Source organism: Kribbella aluminosa (assembly GCF_017876295.1).
In the GTDB taxonomy this organism is placed as follows: domain Bacteria; phylum Actinomycetota; class Actinomycetes; order Propionibacteriales; family Kribbellaceae; genus Kribbella; species Kribbella aluminosa.
The window spans coordinates 3,020,913-3,040,414 of sequence record NZ_JAGINT010000001.1 but is presented as its reverse complement, the minus strand read 5'-3'; the positions used below and the strand labels follow the sequence as shown (position 1 = coordinate 3,040,414).

17 protein-coding genes are annotated in these 19,502 nt (G+C 68.2%); 5 read left to right on the top strand and 12 right to left on the bottom strand.

Going from position 1 to position 19,502, the window contains the following annotated elements; translation table 11 throughout:
• Window position 1 precedes the first annotated feature (1 nt).
• The 5 genes from JOF29_RS14625 to JOF29_RS14605 are packed head-to-tail and all read right to left on the bottom strand — an operon-like array spanning window position 2 to window position 6,545.
• A complete protein-coding gene (locus JOF29_RS14625; protein WP_209694738.1) occupies window positions 2-1,909 on the bottom strand; it encodes a DUF8034 domain-containing protein in 1,908 nt (635 codons plus the stop codon).
• Window positions 1,890-3,152 (bottom strand): amylo-alpha-1,6-glucosidase, encoded by a 1,263-nt coding sequence (locus tag JOF29_RS14620; protein WP_209694737.1) that lies wholly within the window; start codon window positions 3,150-3,152, stop codon window positions 1,890-1,892. The genes JOF29_RS14625 and JOF29_RS14620 overlap by 20 nt, the downstream gene beginning before the upstream one ends.
• Complete coding sequence (locus tag JOF29_RS14615) at window positions 3,149-4,657, bottom strand: ABC transporter substrate-binding protein (protein ID WP_209694736.1); 1,509 nt, start codon at window positions 4,655-4,657, stop codon at window positions 3,149-3,151. The genes JOF29_RS14620 and JOF29_RS14615 overlap by 4 nt, the downstream gene beginning before the upstream one ends.
• Before the next feature lie 38 nt (window positions 4,658-4,695).
• Window positions 4,696-5,616, bottom strand: a complete 921-nt coding sequence (locus tag JOF29_RS14610; protein WP_209694735.1) for a carbohydrate ABC transporter permease — start codon at window positions 5,614-5,616, stop codon at window positions 4,696-4,698.
• A 56-nt stretch (window positions 5,617-5,672) separates the two neighbouring features.
• A complete protein-coding gene (locus tag JOF29_RS14605; RefSeq protein WP_209694734.1) occupies window positions 5,673-6,545 on the bottom strand; it encodes an ABC transporter permease in 873 nt (290 codons plus the stop codon).
• A 339-nt stretch (window positions 6,546-6,884) separates the two neighbouring features.
• Here JOF29_RS14605 and JOF29_RS14600 point away from each other — a divergent pair, with 339 nt between their 5' ends.
• Complete coding sequence (locus JOF29_RS14600; RefSeq protein ID WP_209694733.1) at window positions 6,885-8,474, top strand: hypothetical protein; 1,590 nt, start codon at window positions 6,885-6,887, stop codon at window positions 8,472-8,474.
• Between the two features lie 39 nt (window positions 8,475-8,513).
• Window positions 8,514-8,663 carry an SDR family NAD(P)-dependent oxidoreductase gene (locus tag JOF29_RS14595; RefSeq protein ID WP_307863560.1) on the top strand — a complete coding sequence of 50 codons (150 nt, stop codon included), beginning with the start codon at window positions 8,514-8,516 and terminating at the stop codon, window positions 8,661-8,663.
• A gap of 54 nt (window positions 8,664-8,717) precedes the next feature.
• On the opposite strand, the gene JOF29_RS14590 is transcribed toward JOF29_RS14595, so the two are convergent.
• From JOF29_RS14590 to JOF29_RS14580, 3 genes are all read right to left on the bottom strand, one after another.
• Window positions 8,718-9,362 (bottom strand): Rid family hydrolase, encoded by a 645-nt coding sequence (locus JOF29_RS14590; RefSeq protein ID WP_245357594.1) that lies wholly within the window; start codon window positions 9,360-9,362, stop codon window positions 8,718-8,720.
• A gap of 8 nt (window positions 9,363-9,370) precedes the next feature.
• Window positions 9,371-10,951: a flavin monoamine oxidase family protein gene (locus JOF29_RS14585; protein ID WP_209694731.1), complete on the bottom strand. Its 1,581-nt coding sequence runs from the start codon at window positions 10,949-10,951 to the stop codon at window positions 9,371-9,373.
• A gap of 206 nt (window positions 10,952-11,157) precedes the next feature.
• The gene (locus JOF29_RS14580) at window positions 11,158-11,994 is read right to left on the bottom strand and encodes a S1 family peptidase (RefSeq protein ID WP_209694730.1); all 837 of its coding nucleotides are present in this window, start codon (window positions 11,992-11,994) and stop codon (window positions 11,158-11,160) included.
• 389 nt (window positions 11,995-12,383) lie between these two features.
• Here JOF29_RS14580 and JOF29_RS14575 point away from each other — a divergent pair, with 389 nt between their 5' ends.
• Genes JOF29_RS14575 through JOF29_RS14565 form a run of 3 tightly spaced genes read left to right on the top strand, consistent with a single transcriptional unit; the run spans window position 12,384 to window position 14,292 of the window.
• Window positions 12,384-12,722, top strand: a complete 339-nt coding sequence (locus JOF29_RS14575) for a YciI family protein (RefSeq protein WP_209694729.1) — start codon at window positions 12,384-12,386, stop codon at window positions 12,720-12,722.
• The gene (locus JOF29_RS14570; protein WP_372446279.1) at window positions 12,656-13,981 is read left to right on the top strand and encodes an RNA polymerase sigma factor; all 1,326 of its coding nucleotides are present in this window, start codon (window positions 12,656-12,658) and stop codon (window positions 13,979-13,981) included. The genes JOF29_RS14575 and JOF29_RS14570 overlap by 67 nt, the downstream gene beginning before the upstream one ends.
• Window positions 13,978-14,292, top strand: a complete 315-nt coding sequence (locus JOF29_RS14565) for a hypothetical protein (protein ID WP_209694728.1) — start codon at window positions 13,978-13,980, stop codon at window positions 14,290-14,292. The genes JOF29_RS14570 and JOF29_RS14565 overlap by 4 nt, the downstream gene beginning before the upstream one ends.
• A gap of 79 nt (window positions 14,293-14,371) precedes the next feature.
• On the opposite strand, the gene JOF29_RS14560 is transcribed toward JOF29_RS14565, so the two are convergent.
• Genes JOF29_RS14560 through manD form a run of 4 tightly spaced genes read right to left on the bottom strand, consistent with a single transcriptional unit; the run spans window position 14,372 to window position 19,502 of the window.
• Window positions 14,372-15,427 carry an L-idonate 5-dehydrogenase gene (locus tag JOF29_RS14560; RefSeq protein ID WP_209694727.1) on the bottom strand — a complete coding sequence of 352 codons (1,056 nt, stop codon included), beginning with the start codon at window positions 15,425-15,427 and terminating at the stop codon, window positions 14,372-14,374.
• 10 nt (window positions 15,428-15,437) lie between these two features.
• The gene (locus JOF29_RS14555; protein ID WP_209694726.1) at window positions 15,438-16,799 is read right to left on the bottom strand and encodes an MFS transporter; all 1,362 of its coding nucleotides are present in this window, start codon (window positions 16,797-16,799) and stop codon (window positions 15,438-15,440) included.
• 19 nt (window positions 16,800-16,818) lie between these two features.
• Window positions 16,819-18,276: a mannitol dehydrogenase family protein gene (locus JOF29_RS14550; protein ID WP_209694725.1), complete on the bottom strand. Its 1,458-nt coding sequence runs from the start codon at window positions 18,274-18,276 to the stop codon at window positions 16,819-16,821.
• A gap of 5 nt (window positions 18,277-18,281) precedes the next feature.
• A complete protein-coding gene (gene manD, locus JOF29_RS14545; protein ID WP_209694724.1) occupies window positions 18,282-19,502 on the bottom strand; it encodes a D-mannonate dehydratase ManD in 1,221 nt (406 codons plus the stop codon).

Here is a 19,502-nt window from a genome sequence, read left to right as displayed (position 1 = left end):
GTCAGCACACGGTTCGGATGCTTTGATGGCGTGGCCGAACCACTCGCAATCGCAGCGTGAGATCCAGGACGAGCTGATGCCTCGGCGGCAGAACCACCTCGACCGCCGGTACGTCGATGCCGGCGTGGTGGTCGCGGGTCCGCGGCAACGCGGGTACGGCGGACGCCGGCGTCCGGACCGCGGTGATCCGGTGTTCGCCGAACGATCCGGCCGCGACGACGACCCGTCGGGTGGCGCTCGTCGACAGGTTGACCAGGTGCAGGCCGACGCCTTGGTCGTCGACCCGGGTGACGAGTGCCGCGACGTCGGGCGGCAGTCCGGGACGGCCGCGGTCGGGGTCGTAGTGCCTCAGCCGTCCGGCCAGCAGACCCCCGTTGTACAGCACCTGGGGCGTCCCGGTGGTCAGTTGCAGCAAGGCCTCGGTGAGCACCGGGTTGAGCTGTTGCCAGAAGTGCAGTTCCTCCGGCCCGCTGGGTTCACCGAGCTGGTCCATGAGCAACATCCGACGATCGACCTCGGCGAGCGCGACACCGAGCATGCGCTCGGGAAAGTCGGGGTTCCGGCCGGCCAGGTACTCCAGCCACGGTTCCTCGTGGCCCGACTCCATCTTGTCCCGGAACGGCCGAACGGTTCGCCAGTCGTATCCGCTGGCAGCCCGAATGTCGGTGAGGCGCTGCGCGTCCTGGCGCTCGGCCGAGGCGTGCCACAGCCAGGTCGCGAACGGCACCGGCGGAGGCTGGAAGTCGAACCAGCCGCTCGGCCGGTGCCGGTTGGGTACCAGGACGCTCTTGGCGTCCAGGTCTTCGCCCAGATGAGCGGCCCAGATGTCGCGCAGGCTCATCGGTTCGTCGGCGATCACGCCCTGTTTCGCCTGCGCCCAGGTCACCTCGAGCGGGTTGCGGGCCAGATCGAAACGGCTCCGATCGCCGTCGACGAGGACCGCGTTGAGCGCGCCGACCAGCGCGGCCGCACCGACACTGTGCAGGCCGTGTGGCCACGTCCAGCCGTAGTGCCCGCCGTACCAGGCACCATCGTGCAGCTCGCCCACCAGCCCGGACGGCCCGGCGTTGTCGGGCAGGATCCCCGCGGCCGACATCCGCTCGCGCCAGGCGTCCGTGTAGTCCAGCACCCAACGGCCGAGGTCATCAGCGCCCGTGAACAGCCAGGCGTTGGTGACCAGACTGGTGGCGCCCAGATTCACGACGGTGTCGCCGCGTCCCAGCCGGCTCTGCAGGGCAGCGCCCATCCGCCGGGCGTTCACCGGGTCGGCCAGGTCGTCCCATTCGGCGATCCCGGGCAGGTCGTACAGCGGCAGACCCCAGTGCCGCATCCCCGAGTTGTGCCGGTAGCTGCTCCAGCCCTCCCCCAGCCCTCGACGCGGACCACCGGCGCCGGTATGCGGAGCCCGGATGATCCGGCGGCCGGGATCGTAGTTGCCGCTCGGGGATTCCGGCAGGTACAGCCGGGCGAAGCGATCGGCCCGTTCCGCGAAGGCCTGGTCGTCCGGGTCGGCCGCGCACAGACCGAAGAACAGGAGCAGGGACTCACCCTGGTGGAACCAGTCGTAGCCGCGCTCGAACTCGTCGATCAGCATGCCGAGCTCAGTCAGCTGCGCCGTGACCCCACGCCAGTGGTGTTTGGTGCTGTCGAGCAGGTCGTCCGCGCCGCCCAGCAGGTACAGCGTCGGCCAGTTGAAGAACGACTCGTAGAAGTCATCGACGCCGTCGCGGGAGTTCAAGGTGTACGGGAACTTCAGCCGGCCGTCACCAGTCGTGTACCGGGCCGTGAACTCGCGGCGGCCGCGGTCCATCAGGTCGAACAGCCGGCGCTGGAGGACAGCCCAACGCGGCGGTTCCGCAGTACCGGCCGTTGCCGGCAACTCGATGCGCTCAGAGCTCGGTCGGGTCATCGCCGTTCTCCACATCCGAAAGGATCCGTAGCGCCAGCAGGTTCCAGGACAGGAAGCCCGGGTTGAATCCCGGCCGGCCCGATTCCGCGTCGTAGTACTCGTGGATGGTGCCGTTGGCGGCCAGATCGGCTGCCAGCAGGCCGATGAAGCGCCCTGCCACTCGTAGAGCCTCTGCCCGGTAGCCGTAGCGGGCCAGTCCGTAGCAGGTGAGCATCGTGCTCAGGCCCCAGACCGGTCCCTGCCAGTTCGAGGGATCAGCCATCGGCAGGTTGTTGTACATCCGGTCGTCGGCCGGCGTGGAGCGGATCCCGAAGCCGGACAGGAACCGGTCCGGGTTCAGCACCTGCGCACGGACCAGGCGATCGGCCCGTCCGTGGTCGGCCACTCCGGTCCAAAGCGGGAACAGACAGCCCCAGCTCTGCACTTTGTAGGGCAGCTCCCACGTCACTTGCTGCAGAGTGGTTCCCTGACGCGGAGGCAGGTGCAGGTGATAGTAGGTCTCGTCAACCGGGTCCCACATGTAGGTGTTGATCGACTCCGTCAGCTCTGCTGCCGCAGCACGGTACTCGTCGCCCCCGTTGGCACCCAGCCGATCGGCGAGCAGGGCCATCGCCCGGAGCTCCCGGACGTGGAAGCAGTTCATGTCCACCAGCGCGACGTCGCCGCCGGGACGTCCGTAGATGGCGCGATCGTTGTCGATGCCGGAGCCGGCCCCGTCGATCCAGGTGTACAGGTGGTGTCTGCTCAGGCAGTGCCGATCCCACCAGTTCCGGATGGCTACCAGCGTTGGCCAGACAGTCGGCAACCAGGACTCTTCCAGCCGTCCCAGGCGCAGTACGGCCAGCGCCCACTGGGCATGTACCGGTTGCGCGACGTGCTGGTACGACGGAACTCCGGCAGCGTCGATCAAGCTCGGCGGCCGGCCTTCGTCGGTGACCGCGGACAGGAGGTTGCGCAGGGATCCCGCGAACGCCTCCGGGTGCTGCTGCTGGACCGCCAGCCCGGTGAAGTACGCATCCCAGGTCCACAACTGGTCGTACGACGCACCCGGAACCAGGTACGGGTAGGCAAAGGCCGGAGAACTCACCAGGATCTCCGGCACCTGTGACAGCAGCGCGGCACGGACCGCCTGCCGGGCGTCGCCGGGCCGCGGCGAGTAGGTGAACGGCGGCCGCGGAAACGATCCGGTGCCCTCCCGGGCGGTCCAGCGCTCGAGGTCGTAGTACGGCCTCCAGGCTGTCATTTCGCGGACTTCAGCTTGTCGAGCTGGGCCTGGACTTCCTTCAAGATCGCCGGCAGGCCGGCTTGGTCCACCCGGCTGAGCAGTGTGGAGAGCCCGTTGGCCGGATCGACCAGGCCGTTCATCAGCGGCTTGAGGTACTCCCCCATGGCGGCACTCACCGTGGCAACCTGGGTCTTCACCTTGGTGGTGTCCAGCGAGAAGCCGATCGCCTTCGACACCACCGCCTTCGCGTTGACCTGGGCCTCCACCTGCCAGCGCTTCGCCTTCGCGTCGGCCAGGTCGCGGTAGTAGGCGTTGAACTGGTTGCCGAAGGCCCAGTCCATGTTGGGGTTCCACTTGCTGGTCGCCGCCGTCTGCCCGGCGGGCGGACCCACCACGCCGAGCGCCTTGTCGGTGAAGACGTAGTGCTTGCCCTCGACCCCGAAGCACATCAGGTTGTAGAACTCCTTGTCGGAGTTCAGCAACTCCAGGAACTCGAGCGTCTGCTCCGGGCGCGAGGCGTTGTGCCGGATGCCGTTCAGCGTTGCGCACACCCCGTCGGTGTTCAGGATCGGCTTGGGTACCAAGCTCTTGCCCAGCGTGGGGAACTGCCAGTACTGCGGATTGGTCGGGGCCACCTGGCCGCTGTTCACCGCGATCCGGCCGGCGCTCATCCGCGCGTTCATGTCGCCCTGCGACGGCGGCGACGCCACGGCGTACCCCTTCTGCTGCCAGCCGCGGATCAGCGCGCACGCGGTGCGGAACTCGGGGGTGTCGTACATGTTGAAGGCAGTCAGTCCCGTGTCGTCGTAGCGGACAGCGATCCCGTACGCCGACGCGACCGGGTCCCAGCCGTACAGCTCCGGGTGGAAGACCGTGCAGTCGGAGCTCAGGTCGGTGGCCCACGGGGTGATTCCGTTCCCGGACTGCTTGACCGCCGCCAGGAACGGTTCCAGTTCGGCGAACGACGTCACCGCGCCGACATCCAGCTTGTGCTGCTCGGCGAGCTTCTGCTGCACCACGAATCCCCACAGTTTGGGGAACCGCTGCTGGTTGATGACCCCGTAGATCTTGCCGTTCACCCGCGCTGCGTCCCACACGCCGGACGGCATGCTCTTCCACAGCTTCGGCGCGTACTTGGGCAGCAGATCGTCCAGCGCCAGCAGGTTCCCGCTGCCGACATTGCGGTAGTAGTCGTTGGCCCAGGGCGCTGTGAAGAACACGTCGGCCTCGGAGTCGGCCGCCATCGCCAAGGTCATGGCCTGGCTGTAGTTCTGCACCGGGCTGAGGACAATGCTGAAGTCCTTGCCTTTGCTCTTCAGATAGGCGTTCATCGCGTCCTGGACAACACCTGAGTCAGACTCGTTGGTATTACCCATGAACTGGAACCCGATACCGCCACCGGACGATTTGGCGCTGCCCGAGGAGCAACCGGACAACAGCGGTCCGGAGAGCGCGACGGCGCCACCGGCCAGGGCCAGCCGGCCGGTGTTCTTGAGCAGGGCGCGACGGGAGAATGCAGACATGCTGGGACCTTTCGAGGTTCGTGACGGTAACGCGACGGTCAGTCCTTGACCCCGCCGACGGTGATGCCACGGATCAGGAACCGCTGGACGAAGAAGAAGGCGACGACGATCGGGCCGATCGCCAGAACCGCGATCGCGGCCCGCAGCGTCTGGATGGGCACATCCAGGGACTGCCCCGCGAACTGGCTCTGCGAGGTGACGAAGTCGATGTTGGTCAGGATGCGATACAGGAACAGCTGCACCGGGATCAGCTTGTCGTTGGTGATGTAGAGCAGGCCGAGCCACCAGTCGTTCCAATAGACCAGCGCGACGAACAGCCCGACCGTGGCGAGCGCCGGTTTCGACAGCGGCAGCACGATCCTGGTGAACAGCCGCCAGTCCCCGGCTCCGTCCACCCGTGCCGCGTCGAGGATCTCGTCCGGCAGCTGCGAGAAGAACGTCCGCAGCAGCAGGACGAACCACGGGGACACCAGGTACGGCAGGATCAGGACGAGCAGCGTGTTCTGCAGATGGAGGTACTGGGTGATCAGGATGTACCCCGGCACCAGGCCGCCGCTGAAGATCATCGTGAACAGTACGTAGAACGACAGCGGCCGGCGGAGCCGGTAGGAGCGCTGGGCCAGGCTGAAGGCCAGCATCGACATGACCGCCAGGGACGCGACCGTACCCACCGTCGTCACCAGGATCGAGACGCCGTACGCCCGGAGAATCGCGCTCGGATCGTCGAGGACGTAGCGGTACGCGAAGGTGGAGAACTGCCGCGGAAGCACGGAGTAGCCGTTCGCGCTGATGGCCGACTCGCTGGAGAACGAGGCGGACACGATGATCAGCAGCGGCATCACGAAGGCCAGCGAGACCAGGGTCAGGATGCCGTGCATGACGATTCTCGGTACGTCGACCCGCGGCCGGGACCGGACCGCCGGTCGGGGCCGGTCAAGTGTGGACGCCTGCTGAGCCATGCCTTGGGTCCTTCCTCTCAATGACGGGTCATGCGTCGGCGGAGCACTGGAACCGCTCAGAACAGCGCGTTCTCACCGCTGCGCCGGCGTACCCACCAGTTGGCTCCGACGACCAGCAAGAAGCCGACGACGGCCTGGTAGAAGCCCGCGGCCGCGGCCATGCCGATGTCGCCGGTCGAGGTCAGCGACCGGTACACGTAGGTGTCGATCACGTCCGTGGTCGGATACAGAGTGGGGCTGTTCAGGGTGACCTGGAAGAACAGCCCGAAGTCGGCGTTGAAGATATGGCTGACCGACAACAGCACGTTCATGATGATCAGCGGCGTCAGCAGCGGCAGCGTGATCCGCCGGATCTGCGCCCAGCGGCCGGCGCCGTCCAGCGCAGCCGCCTCGAACAGCTGCGGGTTCATCGCCATGATCCCGGCCAGGTACACAACGACCCAGAATCCAGCGCCCTTCCAGACCTCCACCACGGTCAGGATCAGCGGCCACCATCCGGGCGAGTTGTAGAAGTCGACGCCGTTGCCGCCGAAGGCTCGCAGGAGGTGGTTGACGATGCCCGTGTTGCTCTCCAGGAAGGTGAGTACGAAGTTGGTGAGCACCACGTACGACAGCACGTACGGCAGGAACATCGTCGACTGGTAGACACGGCTCAGCCACCGCGAGCGGTCACGGAGCTCGTTGAGCAGGACAGCCAGTCCGAGCGACACCACCAGGTTGGCCGCGATGAACAAGCCGTTCATGCCCACGGTGTTCCGGGTGATCCGCCAGGCGTCGCCGCCGGCGAGCAGGTACCGGAAGTTGGCGAGGCCGACCCAATGGCTGCCGAAGATGCCGGTCGACGGACGGAAGTCCTCGAAGGCGATCGCGAGGCCGGCCAGCGGCAGGTAGTGGAACACGAACAGCACCAGTAGCGCCGGCGCTCCCATCAGCAGCAGGACCAGATCCCGCCGCAGCCGACGCCTGCCTCCCGGAGCGCGCCGGCGTGACGCCCGGACAGGGTCCTGCCCATCGCCCCGGTCACGGTCTCCCCCGGCTCGTCCGTGCCCCGGCGCGCGGGCGCCGGCCGCGCCAGTCTCCCCGCGATCCGGGCTCGGCCGGCCGGCCCCGTCCACGTCCGGCGCCGCTGCCGTGGCGGCGTCCGACGGCCGTGCGGCTACCACGGGATTCCTCGGTACGACACGTGAACCTCCGGACTCACTGCCGAGCAGACCCGGCGGAGTGGCTTCGTATTGACTATACAATGCGGTGGTCTGTAATATTCACTCATGTCGTTGCTACGTCAAGCCCCAGTTCCCGGAACGCGTACGGCAGCGCTCCAGCGGATCGAGACGGCGCTCGAATCGCTGGCTCCCTCCGAACGACGCGTCGGAGAGGCGATCCTGGCCGACCCCGGCTCGGCCATCGCGCTCTCGATCAGCGAGTTCGCCGAGCTGTGCGGGGTCGCCCAACCGACCTTGTCGCGGTTCGCGAAGAGCATCGGCTTCAAGGGGTACCCAGCACTCCGGCTCGGGATCGCACACGATTTCGCCGGCGACGAGCAGGCGAGCAGCACGCCCGCTTCGGCGGCCGGGCCTGCGTCCTCGGTCTACCGGGGCATCCGAGCGGATGCCTCCCTCCCGGATCTGGCCGATGCGCTGCGGGATGCCAGCACCGTCGAGATCTGGTCGTCCCCGGAGCTTGCCGCGGGAGCAAACCTGCTGGCCGCCGAGCTTCAGGCGCTGGCCGTCCCCTGCGCTGCGTCCGCAGTACCGGCCCATTGGGAGCTCCGGGCCACAGGTCTGCCGTCGGGGGCAGTCGTGCTGCTGCTGGCACCGTCCGGCAACGACATCGTGGTCACCCGCGCCACAGAGCGGGCCCGGGAAGCACAGGCGACGATCGCCACCGCTTCCTGTGGTTCAGGTCTGGCGCCGGCCGAACCCACGGATCTGGTGTTGTCCCTCCCGGCGTTCAGACCAAGCGAGATGCTGGGCCTCTGGGTGGCGGAGGCGATCACCGACGCGGTCCGTGAGGCGTCGAGCATCGCAGGCCCGGCTGGTGCCGCGTCACCGTGGTTGCCCTGGCCGCACCGCCGTGAGGTCTTCCTTCCCACGGACGGGGACGAACCAATTCCCGGAGTCCTGCTGTTTCACGAAGCTCCGGTGTCCGCGCCATCTCTGGTTCTGTATCTGACCGGCATGAACGGCTCGGTGGCTGCCGCGGTGCAGCCGGCCACCCGGGACAACCACATCGATGCGGCCATCATCGCGGCCTTGCTCAACGCGGGCCACACCGTGCTGGCCACCGACAACCCGGCGCATGGCGCGCGAAAGCGGCAGTGGGAAAGCCCGGAGGACCTGATCCGGGCGAGTCTCGAGGGAGCCGGTGACGACCTGCTGGCCCGGTCCAGGTCAGAAGCCACCGCGCTTGTCGACGGCGCACTGGCCCTCGGCGTGATCGACGACCCGCGCCGGCTGGCCGTCGTCGGGCAGTCGTGGGGCGGGCTTCAGGCCCTGCTCAAGATGTCCGGCGACCCCCGGATCGCCTGCGGCGTCGGCATCATGCCGCTGTGTGACGCAGCGGCACTCGAGCCGTTCCACGAGCTCGCCGACACACCCCGAGTGCAGGCGAACAGCCTGCTCGGTCCCCTGGCCGGCGCGATCGCCCCGCGCCCGCTGCTGCTCATCTCAGGTTCGGACGACCCGACGGCGACCCCCGACCAGGTGGACCGCTTCGAGGCCCGGCTTCGGCCGGAGTACGCCGCGGCCGGAAAGACCGCCGACCTCGAACACATCCGGCTGGCCCACGTCGCCCATCATTTCGACCCCGGCCAGATCGAGCACACCGTCGACTGGCTGGCCCGCGCCCTCGACCACTGACGCCGCGCCTTCTGCGGCCGTCCTGGACGGGATCGGCGGATCGGCCAACCCGGGCGCATCATCAACGTCTCGTCGGTGATGGGACAACTCGGACGAACCGGTGACGTCGCCTATCCGATCGCCGAGGCCGCCCTGGACGGGTTGACGAGGGCCCTCGCCGTCGACGGTGGCATGACCACAACGTTCTGACCGAAACGGAATGCCGGTGGACGCGGTCGTTGGCGGCCGCGTCCACCGGGCTCGTCATTGTTTGGTGGGGTACGCGGCGTCCACCTCGACCTCGACCAACCAGCCGGCGACCGGGAGGTTCTCGATCTCCAGGGCGAAGCGGGACGGGCGGGACTTGTTGACCACGAAGGGCTTGGCGGGTGGCGCCGAGCCCAGCGGGACCGGGACGTACTTGCCCGTGGTGAGGTCGGTGTTCGCGAAGTACTGGCGATACGCGCGGTTCCAGCCGGCGAAGTCGGCGGCGGCCGCGCCGGACGAGTTCTGCAGGAAGACCCGCATGGTGTAGACGTCGGCGTACGACAGCCCCACCGCTGCGAGGTTCTCGCCGATCCGGCGCAGTACGTTGATGCCCTGGGCCTCCGTGATCGTGACCCCCGCCGGCAGCGTCCCACCCGGGAACACGGCAGTGTCGATGTACGACGCCTCCGACCCGGCCGGAGCGGCCGTGTTCAGGGCCGATGGGCCGATCCCGCTGGTCTTGTAGACCGGTGTGTTCGCGCCGATGCCGACACCAGTGGCGATCATCGGGTTGGCCTGACCGGCGGGCAGTGCGGGGACGACGGTGCCGGGCTTCGGCGGTCGCGGTTTGTCCCACCAGCCGGCCGCCGTACCAGCACCGGCGGTGAACGACACCACCAGCGCGACGGCCCCGGCAATCATCCGCGTCTTCATCGGCCCGCCGCCACTCGGCTGTGCAATGCGGTCACCGTCGCGCGGGCCGACGTGATCGCGCCGTGCTGCCAGGCGATGACGTGCGACAGGTGATCGCCGGCGAAGTAGATGTTGCCGGAGGCATCGAGCAGCCGCGCGTAGATGCCGTCTGTCTGCGAGGGCCAGCTGACCCAGGACGCCTCGGAGTACTTCGTACCCATCCAGTTCACCGAGAACGCCGCCTTCACGTCCTTCGTGTAGACGTCGCCGTGGACCTTGGCCCCTTGTGCGAGCGCGCGTTCGAGGCGGGCCGCCGGCTTCAGGGCGCCGTACGAGTTCGCGTTCGTGCCGGTGTTGTAGTAGCCGATCACCGTCCCGCGGTCGCCGTGGAAGTTGTACGACGGGTACCAGGTGTTGACCGTGTCCAGCGAGCTGTTGGTGATGCCGCCGTAGATCTTGTGGTCCTCCTCCCACCAACGCCGGCCGTACTCGATGCCGATCTTGCCCGCGTTCGTCGGGCGCGCGTACCGCAGCGCCTCGAGGATGGGTGCCGGCAGGTTGGACGGCACCTTCGCGGCCAGGTGCGGCGGCAACGCGCAGATCGCGTAGTCCGCGGTGAGTACCCGGGTTCGCGACCCGCTCGTGTAGGTGACCTCGACGCCCGACGTGGTGTTGCGCAGACCGGTCACCTCCGCGCCGTACCGGATCTTGTCCTTGCCGATCGCCCGCTCGAACGCGTACGGGATCCGGTCCATCCCGCCGACCGGCTGGAACATCATCATCGCCTGGTCCCAGCCGAACTCGAACGAGAAGTAGTTTCCGACGCCGCTGGCGAACACGTCGCTCAAGGAGAACGGCGCCGCCGTCGTACCGGCCTCCAGCCCGGCGCCGGGCTCCACCGTGTAACCGCGGCGGCCGTCGGTACCGGTGTAGGCGTAGCCGGATGCCTTGTCGCCGATCGACCCGAAGCCGCTGAGGAACCCGATCAGCGCCTGCTTGTCGGTCGCCGTCAGCAGCGAGTCGAGCGCGCCCTGGTCGGTGGCCGTCGCGAGCAGTTCGGCGACGTACCCGTAGACGTCCGCCTTGGCGGTACGGTGCCGGATCGCCTTGTTCGACAGGGCTGTGGTGCCTTCGCGATAGAGGTACGCGTCGGCGTTCTGGTTGACGAACGGCTCGATGGCGACGCCGAGTTCGCGGCAGTACTCGAGCGTCACGTGGTGCTGCGGCAAGCGGGCCGGGCCTGCGTTCATGTACTGGCCGGGCGAGAACGAGGCGCGCTGGGTGTTTCCTGCCAGATCGGTTTCCGTGGTGCCGCCGCGGACCGTCCAGTTGCGCCCGCCCGGCCGGTTCCGCGCCTCCAGCAGTGTGACCTTGTAGCCGGCCTTGAGCAGTTCGTACGCCGAGGTGAGGCCGGCGATGCCCGCACCGAGGATGACGACGTGCTTGCTGCGGCCGTTCAGTTCCACCCGATTCGGGGCGGCGTACGCCGGAGTCTCGGCCACGCTGGTGAGGCCGAGCGCCGACATCGTGGAGTACAGGACCCCGGCTCCACCGGTGATCCCGACCTGCTGCAGAAACTGACGTCTGGTCTGCGCCATGCCTTCTCCTCACTGGGCAACGGGTTGCTGACCAAGAAGGTAAGGACATGGTGTGTGCTGCGCGTGTCAGGAACGTAACGTCTCTACGCTCGTACCGACAGGTATGTTACGCATTAACAAACCTGACAAACCTGACAACGCTGAGATCGCGCCGAACCGCTCACGGCCGGGCCGGGAATCACCGGTGATCCCCGGCCCGGTCGCGATCACTTGATGATCGAGAGCAGCCAGTTCAGGTGGTCGGGAACGCTGGTGTCGATGTCCGGCGTCGCGCCGCACACCTCGCCCGGCGCCCGGCTCTGGACGCCGACCAGCTGCCAGCGGCCCTTGACCTTCCAGATCACCGGCGTCCCGGAGTCTCCACCGCACGAACCCGACGTGCTGTCCGGGTAGTCGGTGCAGAAGTCACCGGCGCGGATGCCGTACGCGTCCCCGTCGACCGGGTCGGTGACGCAGGACGGCGTACTCGGCGACACGATCGGCGAATCCAGCTGCTGCAGATCCTTCGGAAGCTGGACCGGGCTGTTCTGGTCGACGCTGGTGTAGCCCCAGCCGATCAGCCGGGTCTGCGCGCCCACGTCCGGAGTGTCCCGGGCCAGCGGAGCGACTGCCTGCGACAGCGAGTGGTCCAGCCGAATCAGCGCGATGTCGTCGCCGTTGTTCCGGTCCGCGCTGTTCACCCAGTTCGGCGGCAGCACGATGTCGGTGACGTTCGCGGTCACTCCGCCCACGGTGCGGTCGTTCGAACCGACCCGGACATGGAAGGTCGACGGCGGCGTGACCGTGTACGGCGCTCCGTTCGTCCCAGGCTTGGTGACACAGTGCGCGGCAGTAGCCACCCAATGCGGTGCCACGAGCGCACCACCGCAGTACTGCGTGTTGGGGTCTCCGTTGTACGCCCGCTGAATGGAAACCACGAATGAGTAGTTCTCGACCACCGATTGACCACCGATGATCGCCTGGGCCGGAACGGGCGCGGCCACCGCGACCCCGATCATCGCCGCGGCAGCAGACGCCACGGTCCCAAGCAGACGAATCCTCACAGCACATCCTCTCGATCATGCGACTGACTGACGAACCCATCGTGGGTCCGCTGCCGTCCGGCCATGCCTTCCCGGGAAGATTCGCCTAGACCTCTGCAGATCAGTCCAGCAGGTCGGCGGCGAGGAGAGCGGCACCGTACCGGTGGACCGACATGGCCCAGCAACGGCCACAGCTGTTCCAGCAAGACCCCCCGGTTCGCTTACCCTTGGTCACTGGCCGTATCGCTCTGTCCTGGCGTATCGGCGTGGTGCGGGCGTACCGAATTTGAGTGACCGGCGTCACAGCGCGTTGTTGTTGGTCGGTGTCGATCGCGGCCTGAACGGTTCGTCTCCTTCAGCGAGGTGGCCGACCGGGCACTGCAGGAACGATGTTGAAAGGGCGCTGACACGTGGAATATCTGGTGCTGATCTACCGGGACGAGTCCAAGGACGGCGAGGTCGATTGGGACAAGCTCGGCCAGGAGTACGAGGAGTACACCGCCGCGGTCGCGCAGGCCGGCGTGATGCGTGGTGGGCAGAAGCTCCAGCCCTCCGTGACCGCCAGCACGGTAGCTGTTCGTGACGGCGAACGGCTGGTCACCGATGGGCCGTTCGCCGAAGCGCGCGAGCAGCTGGGCGGCTTCTTCGTTCTTGAGTGCGCCAATTTGGACGAGGCGCTGGAGTGGGCTGCGCGTTGCCCGGGGGCGAGCCACGGCACGGTCGAGTTGCGTCCGGTGATGCCGACCTGACCGGAACCGAGGACGAGCTCGGCCGGATCTTCCGCGCCGAGCACGGCCGGGTCCTGGCCCGGCTGGTGGGCTTCCTCGGCGACATCGACGACGCCGAGGAAGCCTTGGCCGACGCATGCCTCAAGGCGGTCCGGCATTGGCCGGACTCCGGTATTCCCGACCACCCAGCTGCTTGGCTGACCGCGGTGGCCCGCAACGCGGCGATCGACAAGATCCGTCGCGAGAAGGCCCTGACCGGCAAGCTCGCCCTCCTGCGCACGGAGACTGTCATGACTGACACCCTCATGCCGTCCGACCTGGACGACGATGTTCCGGACGAGCGGCTGCGGCTGTTCTTCACCTGTTGCCACCCGGCCCTGGCCCGCCCGGCCCAGGCCGCGCTGACCTTGCGCTGTCTGGGTGGCCTGACCACCGTCGAGGTGGCCCGGCTGTTCCTGACCACCGAGTCGGCAGTCGCGCAGCGGATCGTGCGCGCGAAACGCAAGATCCGCGACGCCGTCATCCCCTATCGGGTCCCCGGCCGCACCGAACTGCCGCAGCGGCTGCCTGCCGTGCTGGCCGTGCTCTATTTGCTGTTCACCGAGGGATACGCAGCCACCACCGGTCCGGTTCAGATCCGAGCCGAGCTCTGCACGGAGGCGATCCGCCTGGCCCGGGGCGTGCACGGGCTGCTGCCCGACGAGTCTGAGGCCACCGCCCTGCTCGCGCTGTTGCTGCTGACCGAAGCCCGCCGACATTCCCGGCTCGACTCCCGAGGACAACTCGTCACTCTGGAGGATCAAGACCGTGCCGCCTGGAACCGCGACCTGATCGTCGAGGGACGTCAACTGTTACTCGGTGCGCTGCAGACGCGGCCGGCGGGTCGCTACGCGCTGCAGGCGGCGATCGCCGCCGTCCACGCCGACGCTCCCAGTAGTCAGACCACCGACTGGCCACAGATCACCGCCCTGTACGGACTCCTCGCCCGCCTCGACCCGTCACCGATGGTTGAACTCAACCGGGCTATCGCTGTCGCCATGGCTGATGGTCCCGCCGCAGGCCTGCGGCTGCTGAACCAGTTGGACGACACCGGACAGCTCGCTGGATCTCACCTGCTGCCCGCAGCCCAGGCCGACCTGTTGCGTCGCCTGGGCCGCACCGCCGAGGCCATCGCCGCCTACGACCAGGCCGTCGCCATGGTCGGCAACGACATCGAACGCCAGTATCTGGCCCGCCGCCGCGACCAGCTCACTCCACCAGCGCAAGGACTTGGATCATGACCCCTGACGTCCTCTTCGACGACATCGCCGCCGACCTCGCATCCCGAGGCGCCACAGCAGGCGCGATGTTCGGCAAACGCGCCCTCAAAGCCCGCGGCAAGGCCTTCGCCTGTCTCAAAGGCGACAGCCTGGCCTTCCGGCTCGGCGACGGCACCCCCGTCCATGCCGAAGCACTCACTCTCCCCGGAGCCGAGCTCTTCGACCCCTCCGGCAAACATCGCCCCTTCAAGGATTGGGTCGCCATCCCCCACACCCACGCCGACCAGTGGCCTCACTTCGCCGAGACCGCCCTGAATGATCTCGTCCGCTGACGTGCCGTCGCACCTGTCGATACCTCGCGACAGCAGACGCAGATTCCCGCTCATCGAGTGTGGGCCGCGTCGTTGTCCATCACTGCAGCGACGATCGCCGGCCCGAATGTTGGCCGGCGATCTCAGGCGGCCAGAGTGTGAGCAGGACCTTGCCGGAGGTGTTGGAGTTTGTGGCGGTGGTGAAGGCTTCGACAGCCTGGGTGGCTGGGTATTCGTGGGTGATGATCTGTTCGAGGTGCGGCTGGGCGTCGAGCAGCTGGATGGCGTGGTCGATCTCGTTGTTGAAGCGGAGGGTGCCGCGGACCTGGAGTTCGCGCGCGACGACGGGTGCGAGGTTGACGGGTCGGGGCTCGTCGGCCGGGATGCCGACCAGTACGACGATCCCGCCGCGACGGGCTGCGTCGAGACCGGTCGTGATCGCGACGGGGACCGCGGTGCATTCGAGGACGACGTCGAAGTACTGACGTGGAATCTCGTCGGTGCCGACCTGCAGGGTGCTGTGTACGCCGAGATCGCGGGCGCGCTGCAACGGTCCCGGGAGTACGTCGGTCGTGACCACCTCGGTCGCGCCGGCCGTCACGGCTGCGGCGGCGGTGAGCAGGCCGATCGCGCCTGACCCGGACACCAGGACGCGCTTGCCCTCGACTCCACCGGCGATCTCGACGGCGTGCAGTGCGACGGCCAGCGGTTCGGCCAGGGCAGCGCGGCGCAGCGGCAAGGTCGTCGGCAGGACGCGGACCATGTCGTTGCTCACGACAAGGAACTCGCTCATCCCGCCCTGGGTGTGCGGCCAGGTCGACGCGCTGCCGAGGTAGGCGCCGTTCGGCCACAGGTGCGGCCGGTCCTCGATCCCCGGTTCCGGCGTTCCGAAGGTGGCCGGGTGGATCGTGACCGGCGTACCGGGGGCCAGCTCGCCCGCCGGGTCGAGGTCGACGGTGCCGGACAGTTCGTGGCCTGGTACCAACGGCTCGCGGACGACGAACGAGCCGTTGACACCCTCGTGGTAGTAGTGCAGGTCGGATCCGCAGATGCCGCCGTACGCCATCCGGAGCCGGACCTGGCCGGGCTGCGGTTCCGGCGTGGGCAGCTCGACCTCGACGAGCTCGAGCTTGCCCTGGATGACGATCGCCTTCATGGTTTCTCCTTCAGGCCGTGGCGGCAGCGGTCGCCGAACGGGTCAGCAGCGCACCGTCGGTCGCGTTCTCGGGCGCGAGCAGGTCGCGGTCCCTGGTCTCCGGCGCGAGCAGCCCGGCGCCGAACGTGATCGCCATCGCGACCGTCATGTAGATCGCGACCGGTACCCACGAGTCGAAGGCGCCCATCAGCGCGACCGCGATCAGCGGGGCGAAGCCGCCACCGAGTACGGCGGCAAACTCGCGGCCCAGCGTGACACCGGCGTACCGGTAGCGGCTGCCGAACAGCTCCGGGAAGTAGCTCATCGTCACCGCGACCCCGCCCTGGCAGGCGAAGACGAAGCCGACGATCATCGCGAGGTAGATGAGCGTGAGATTTCCGGTGCTCAAGGCAAGGAACGTCGGCACCGGCAGCAGGAGCAGCAGCCCGGTGATGCCGAGGAACACCGGACGGCGCCCGAACAGGTCCGACAGGTAGCCGAGGACGATCGCGCCGATACCGCCGAAGATCGCTCCCACCAGCAGGATCTCCGGTATCGCGTGGGCGTCGATCTTGACCGTGCCCTTGAGGTACGAGGCCATGAACACCTGGTACGTGTACGACTGGACGCTCAGGCCGACCGTCATCAGCATGACCAGGGCAACCGCCTTCTTGCCGTTCCGGAACGCCTCACGGACCGGCGCGGCAGAGGCCGCCCGCTCGGCCTTGATCTCCGCGAACACCGGCGTCTCCTTCAACCGGCGCCGCAGGACGTACGCCGCGATCGTGACGAACGCGCTGCTCAGGAACACGACCCGCCAACCCCACGACATCAACTGGTCGTCGGGCAGCAACTGTACGAGCGCCCAGGCCCCGGCGCCGAGCGCCGTACCGGCGGCCGCTCCGGTCATCACCAACGCCGCAAGCCGGCCACGCTTGCCCCGGACCGCCGTCTCGGTGAGCAGCGTCGCACCGCCGGACTGCTCCGCACCCGCGCCGAAGCCCTGCAGAAAACGGCTCAGCACGAGCAGGATCGGCGCCCACACTCCCACCGACTGGTACGTCGGCAGGACGCCGATCGCCATCGTCGCGACGCCCATCAGGGTCAAGGTGGCCACCAGAACCCACTTGCGCCCGAGGCGATCTCCGTACCGTGAGAAGAAGATGCCGCCGAGCGGCCGGGCACAGAACCCGACCGCGTAGGCACTGAAGCTGGCGAGCAGCCCTGCCGTCGCCGAGATGTTGGGGAAGAACAGGTGGCTGAAGACCAGCGCCGACGCGGTCCCGTAGATGACGAAGTCGTACTGTTCGAGGGCGGTGCCGATCAGGCCGGCGAGCGCGGCCCTACGGACTTCCTGGCGGGATGGCTCCGGGTGTGAACTGCTCGTTTCCATGGCGGATCCTTCGGGGGTCTCAGGCCGCGGGCGAGGCGTGCGACCGGGACGTTCGGGAGCGGGCGGCCAGACCGGCCGCGGCGCGGACGCCGTCGCGGGTGACGACGGCGACGTACTCGGCAACACGCCGGGCAAAGTCGTTGCTCTCGGCAAGTTCAGTGGGAAACACCTGGTCGAGGACGGCTCGTGCCAGGTCCTCGGTACTGCGGGACGTCGCCGCGAGCGCCCCGAGCCGCTCGCGGGCCGGGTCGACCATCGCCCGGGCGTGCGGCCCGGGGTCGAACCCGGGCAGCGGTACGACGCAACACATCCAAGCGGCCACGGTCAGTGCGAGGTGCTCGGGCATCACGCCCTGTTTCAGCAGCTGCACCGCGGGCTCGGGAACCCGTTGCGGGAGCTTGACCGAGCCGTCGCTACCGACCTGCTGGGTGCGGTGCCCGAGTGCGTGGTTCGACCAGCGCTCGAACAGCGAGGCGACGTACGGCTTCACCTCGAAGCCCTGCGGCAGCGTGACTGTCGGCAGGTAGTCGTCCTCGAGGACCGAGCGGGCGGCGGACTCGATGAAGCCGGCCGCCCGGGCCTCCGGAATGGTCGCGCGGCCGTCGAGTGCACCGAGGTACGCGATCAGCGAGTGGGTCCCGTTGAGCAGCCGCAGTTTGAGCAGTTCGTAGGCCTCGACCTCGTCGGTGAAGACCGCGCCTCCGCGTTCCCAGGCCGGGCGTCCGGCCGCGAAGCGGTCCTCCAGTACCCACATCGTGAACGGCTCGGCCGGTACCGGGATCCGGTCTCGGACCCCGAGCAGTTCGGCCGCCGCCGCGCGGTAGCCGTCCGTGGTCGCGGGGACGATGCGGTCGACCATCGAGTTCGGGAAGGTGACGTTGCCGGCGACCCAGTCGATCGCGGGCGAGCCGGCGACCTGCAGGAACTCCAGGACGAGGGCGCGGGTCCGGGTGCCGTTCGACTGCATGTTGTCGCAGTTCAGGACGGTGATCGGGGCCAGGTGAGTACTGGCGCGGCGTTCCAGAGCGCGGGCGATCTGGCCGATGACGGTCTGCGGGGTCGCGTGCAGATCCGCGGCGACCCGGTCCAGGTCCAGGCGATGGGTGCTGGGATCCATGCAGTAGCCGTGCTCGGTCACCGTCGTCGAGACGATCCGGGTCTGCTCGGCGGCAATCGCCGCGACCACCGCCTCCGGGTTGCCGGCAGCAACGATCGCGCCGGTGTGCACGCCGGGGACGCTGATCGACGATCCCTCGGGCGACAGCTCCAGCACCGAGTAGAGGCCGTCCTGGGCGTTCATCGCGTCGGCGACCGCGGTCGAGCGGCTCGCGACGCCGAGGATTCCCCAGCCGTCGCCCGCCTGAGCGGTGTAGACGGCCTGATGCGCGCGATGGAAGTTGCCTAAACCCAGATGCACGATGCCTGTGCTTGCCGGTCTCGCGGTCAGCAGATGTTCGGGGACCGTTGCTCGTTTCATCGCGGTCACCAGTCGGTCATGCTGCCGTCGAGACGGCGCGCGACCGGCAGGTACGCCGGCTCGTACGGGAACTTCGCCGCCAGTGTTTCGTCCACCTCGACGCCGAGTCCCGGCGCCTCCCCCGGATGCAGGTAGCCGTCCGCGAACGACCACGCGTGCGGGAACACCTCGTGCGCGAGCGCGTCGTACCCCATGTACTCCTGGATGCCGAAGTTGATTGTCGACAATCCGACGTGCACGCTCGCACCGAACGAGACCGGCGAGACGTCGGACGGCCCGTGCGGTGCGGCCTTCACCTGGTAGAGGTCGGCGAGCGCGAAGATGCTGCGCAGGTGGCTGATCCCGCCGGCGTGTGCGACCGCGACCCGGACGTAGTCGATCAGCTGCTCGGTGATCAGGTCCTTGCAGTCGAAGATGCTGTTGAAGACCTCGCCGATCGCCAGCGGCGTCGTCGTGTGCTGCCGGACCAGTCGCAGGGCTTCCTGGTTCTCGGCCGGGGTCACGTCCTCGAGCCAGAACAGGTCCGCGGGTTCGAGGGCCTTCCCGAGCCGCGCGGCCTGCTGCGGCGTGAGCCGGTGATGCGCGTCATGCAGCAGGGCCAGATCGGGTCCGACGTGTTCGCGAACGGCGGCGAGTACGGCGGGCACATGGCGCAGGTACGCGTCGGTGTCCCACGATTCCGTCACCGGTACGGCGCCCCGCTTGGCCGGCTCGTATCCGCCGCCGGCGTCGCGATGTACGCCGTACACCGTCTCCAACCCCGGTACGCCGGACTGCGCGCGAACCGCCCGGAACCCGTCCGCTCGCCGGGCGTCGACCGCGTCGAGCAACTCGGGCAACTCCCAGGCCGAGGCGTGCGTGTAGGCGAGGACCCGATCGCGGACCGCGCCGCCGAGCAACTGGTAGACGGGCATCCCGGCCACCTTGCCCTTGATGTCCCACAAGGCCAGATCGACGGCGCTGACGGCGGCCATCGTGATCGGGCCGCGCCGCCAGTACGCCCCTCGGTAGAGGTACTGCCAGGTGTCCTCGATCCGTGCCGGGTCCAGTCCGATCAGCAGCGGCGCGACGTGGTCGCGGAGGTAGCTCGCGGCGGCGAGTTCCCGGCCGTTGACGGTGGCGTCGCCGTACCCGGTGACACCGTCGGCGGTCTGCAGCTTCAGCGTCACATAGTTCCGGCCGGGGCTGGTCAGGATCACCTCGGCGGCGATGATGCGATCGGTCAT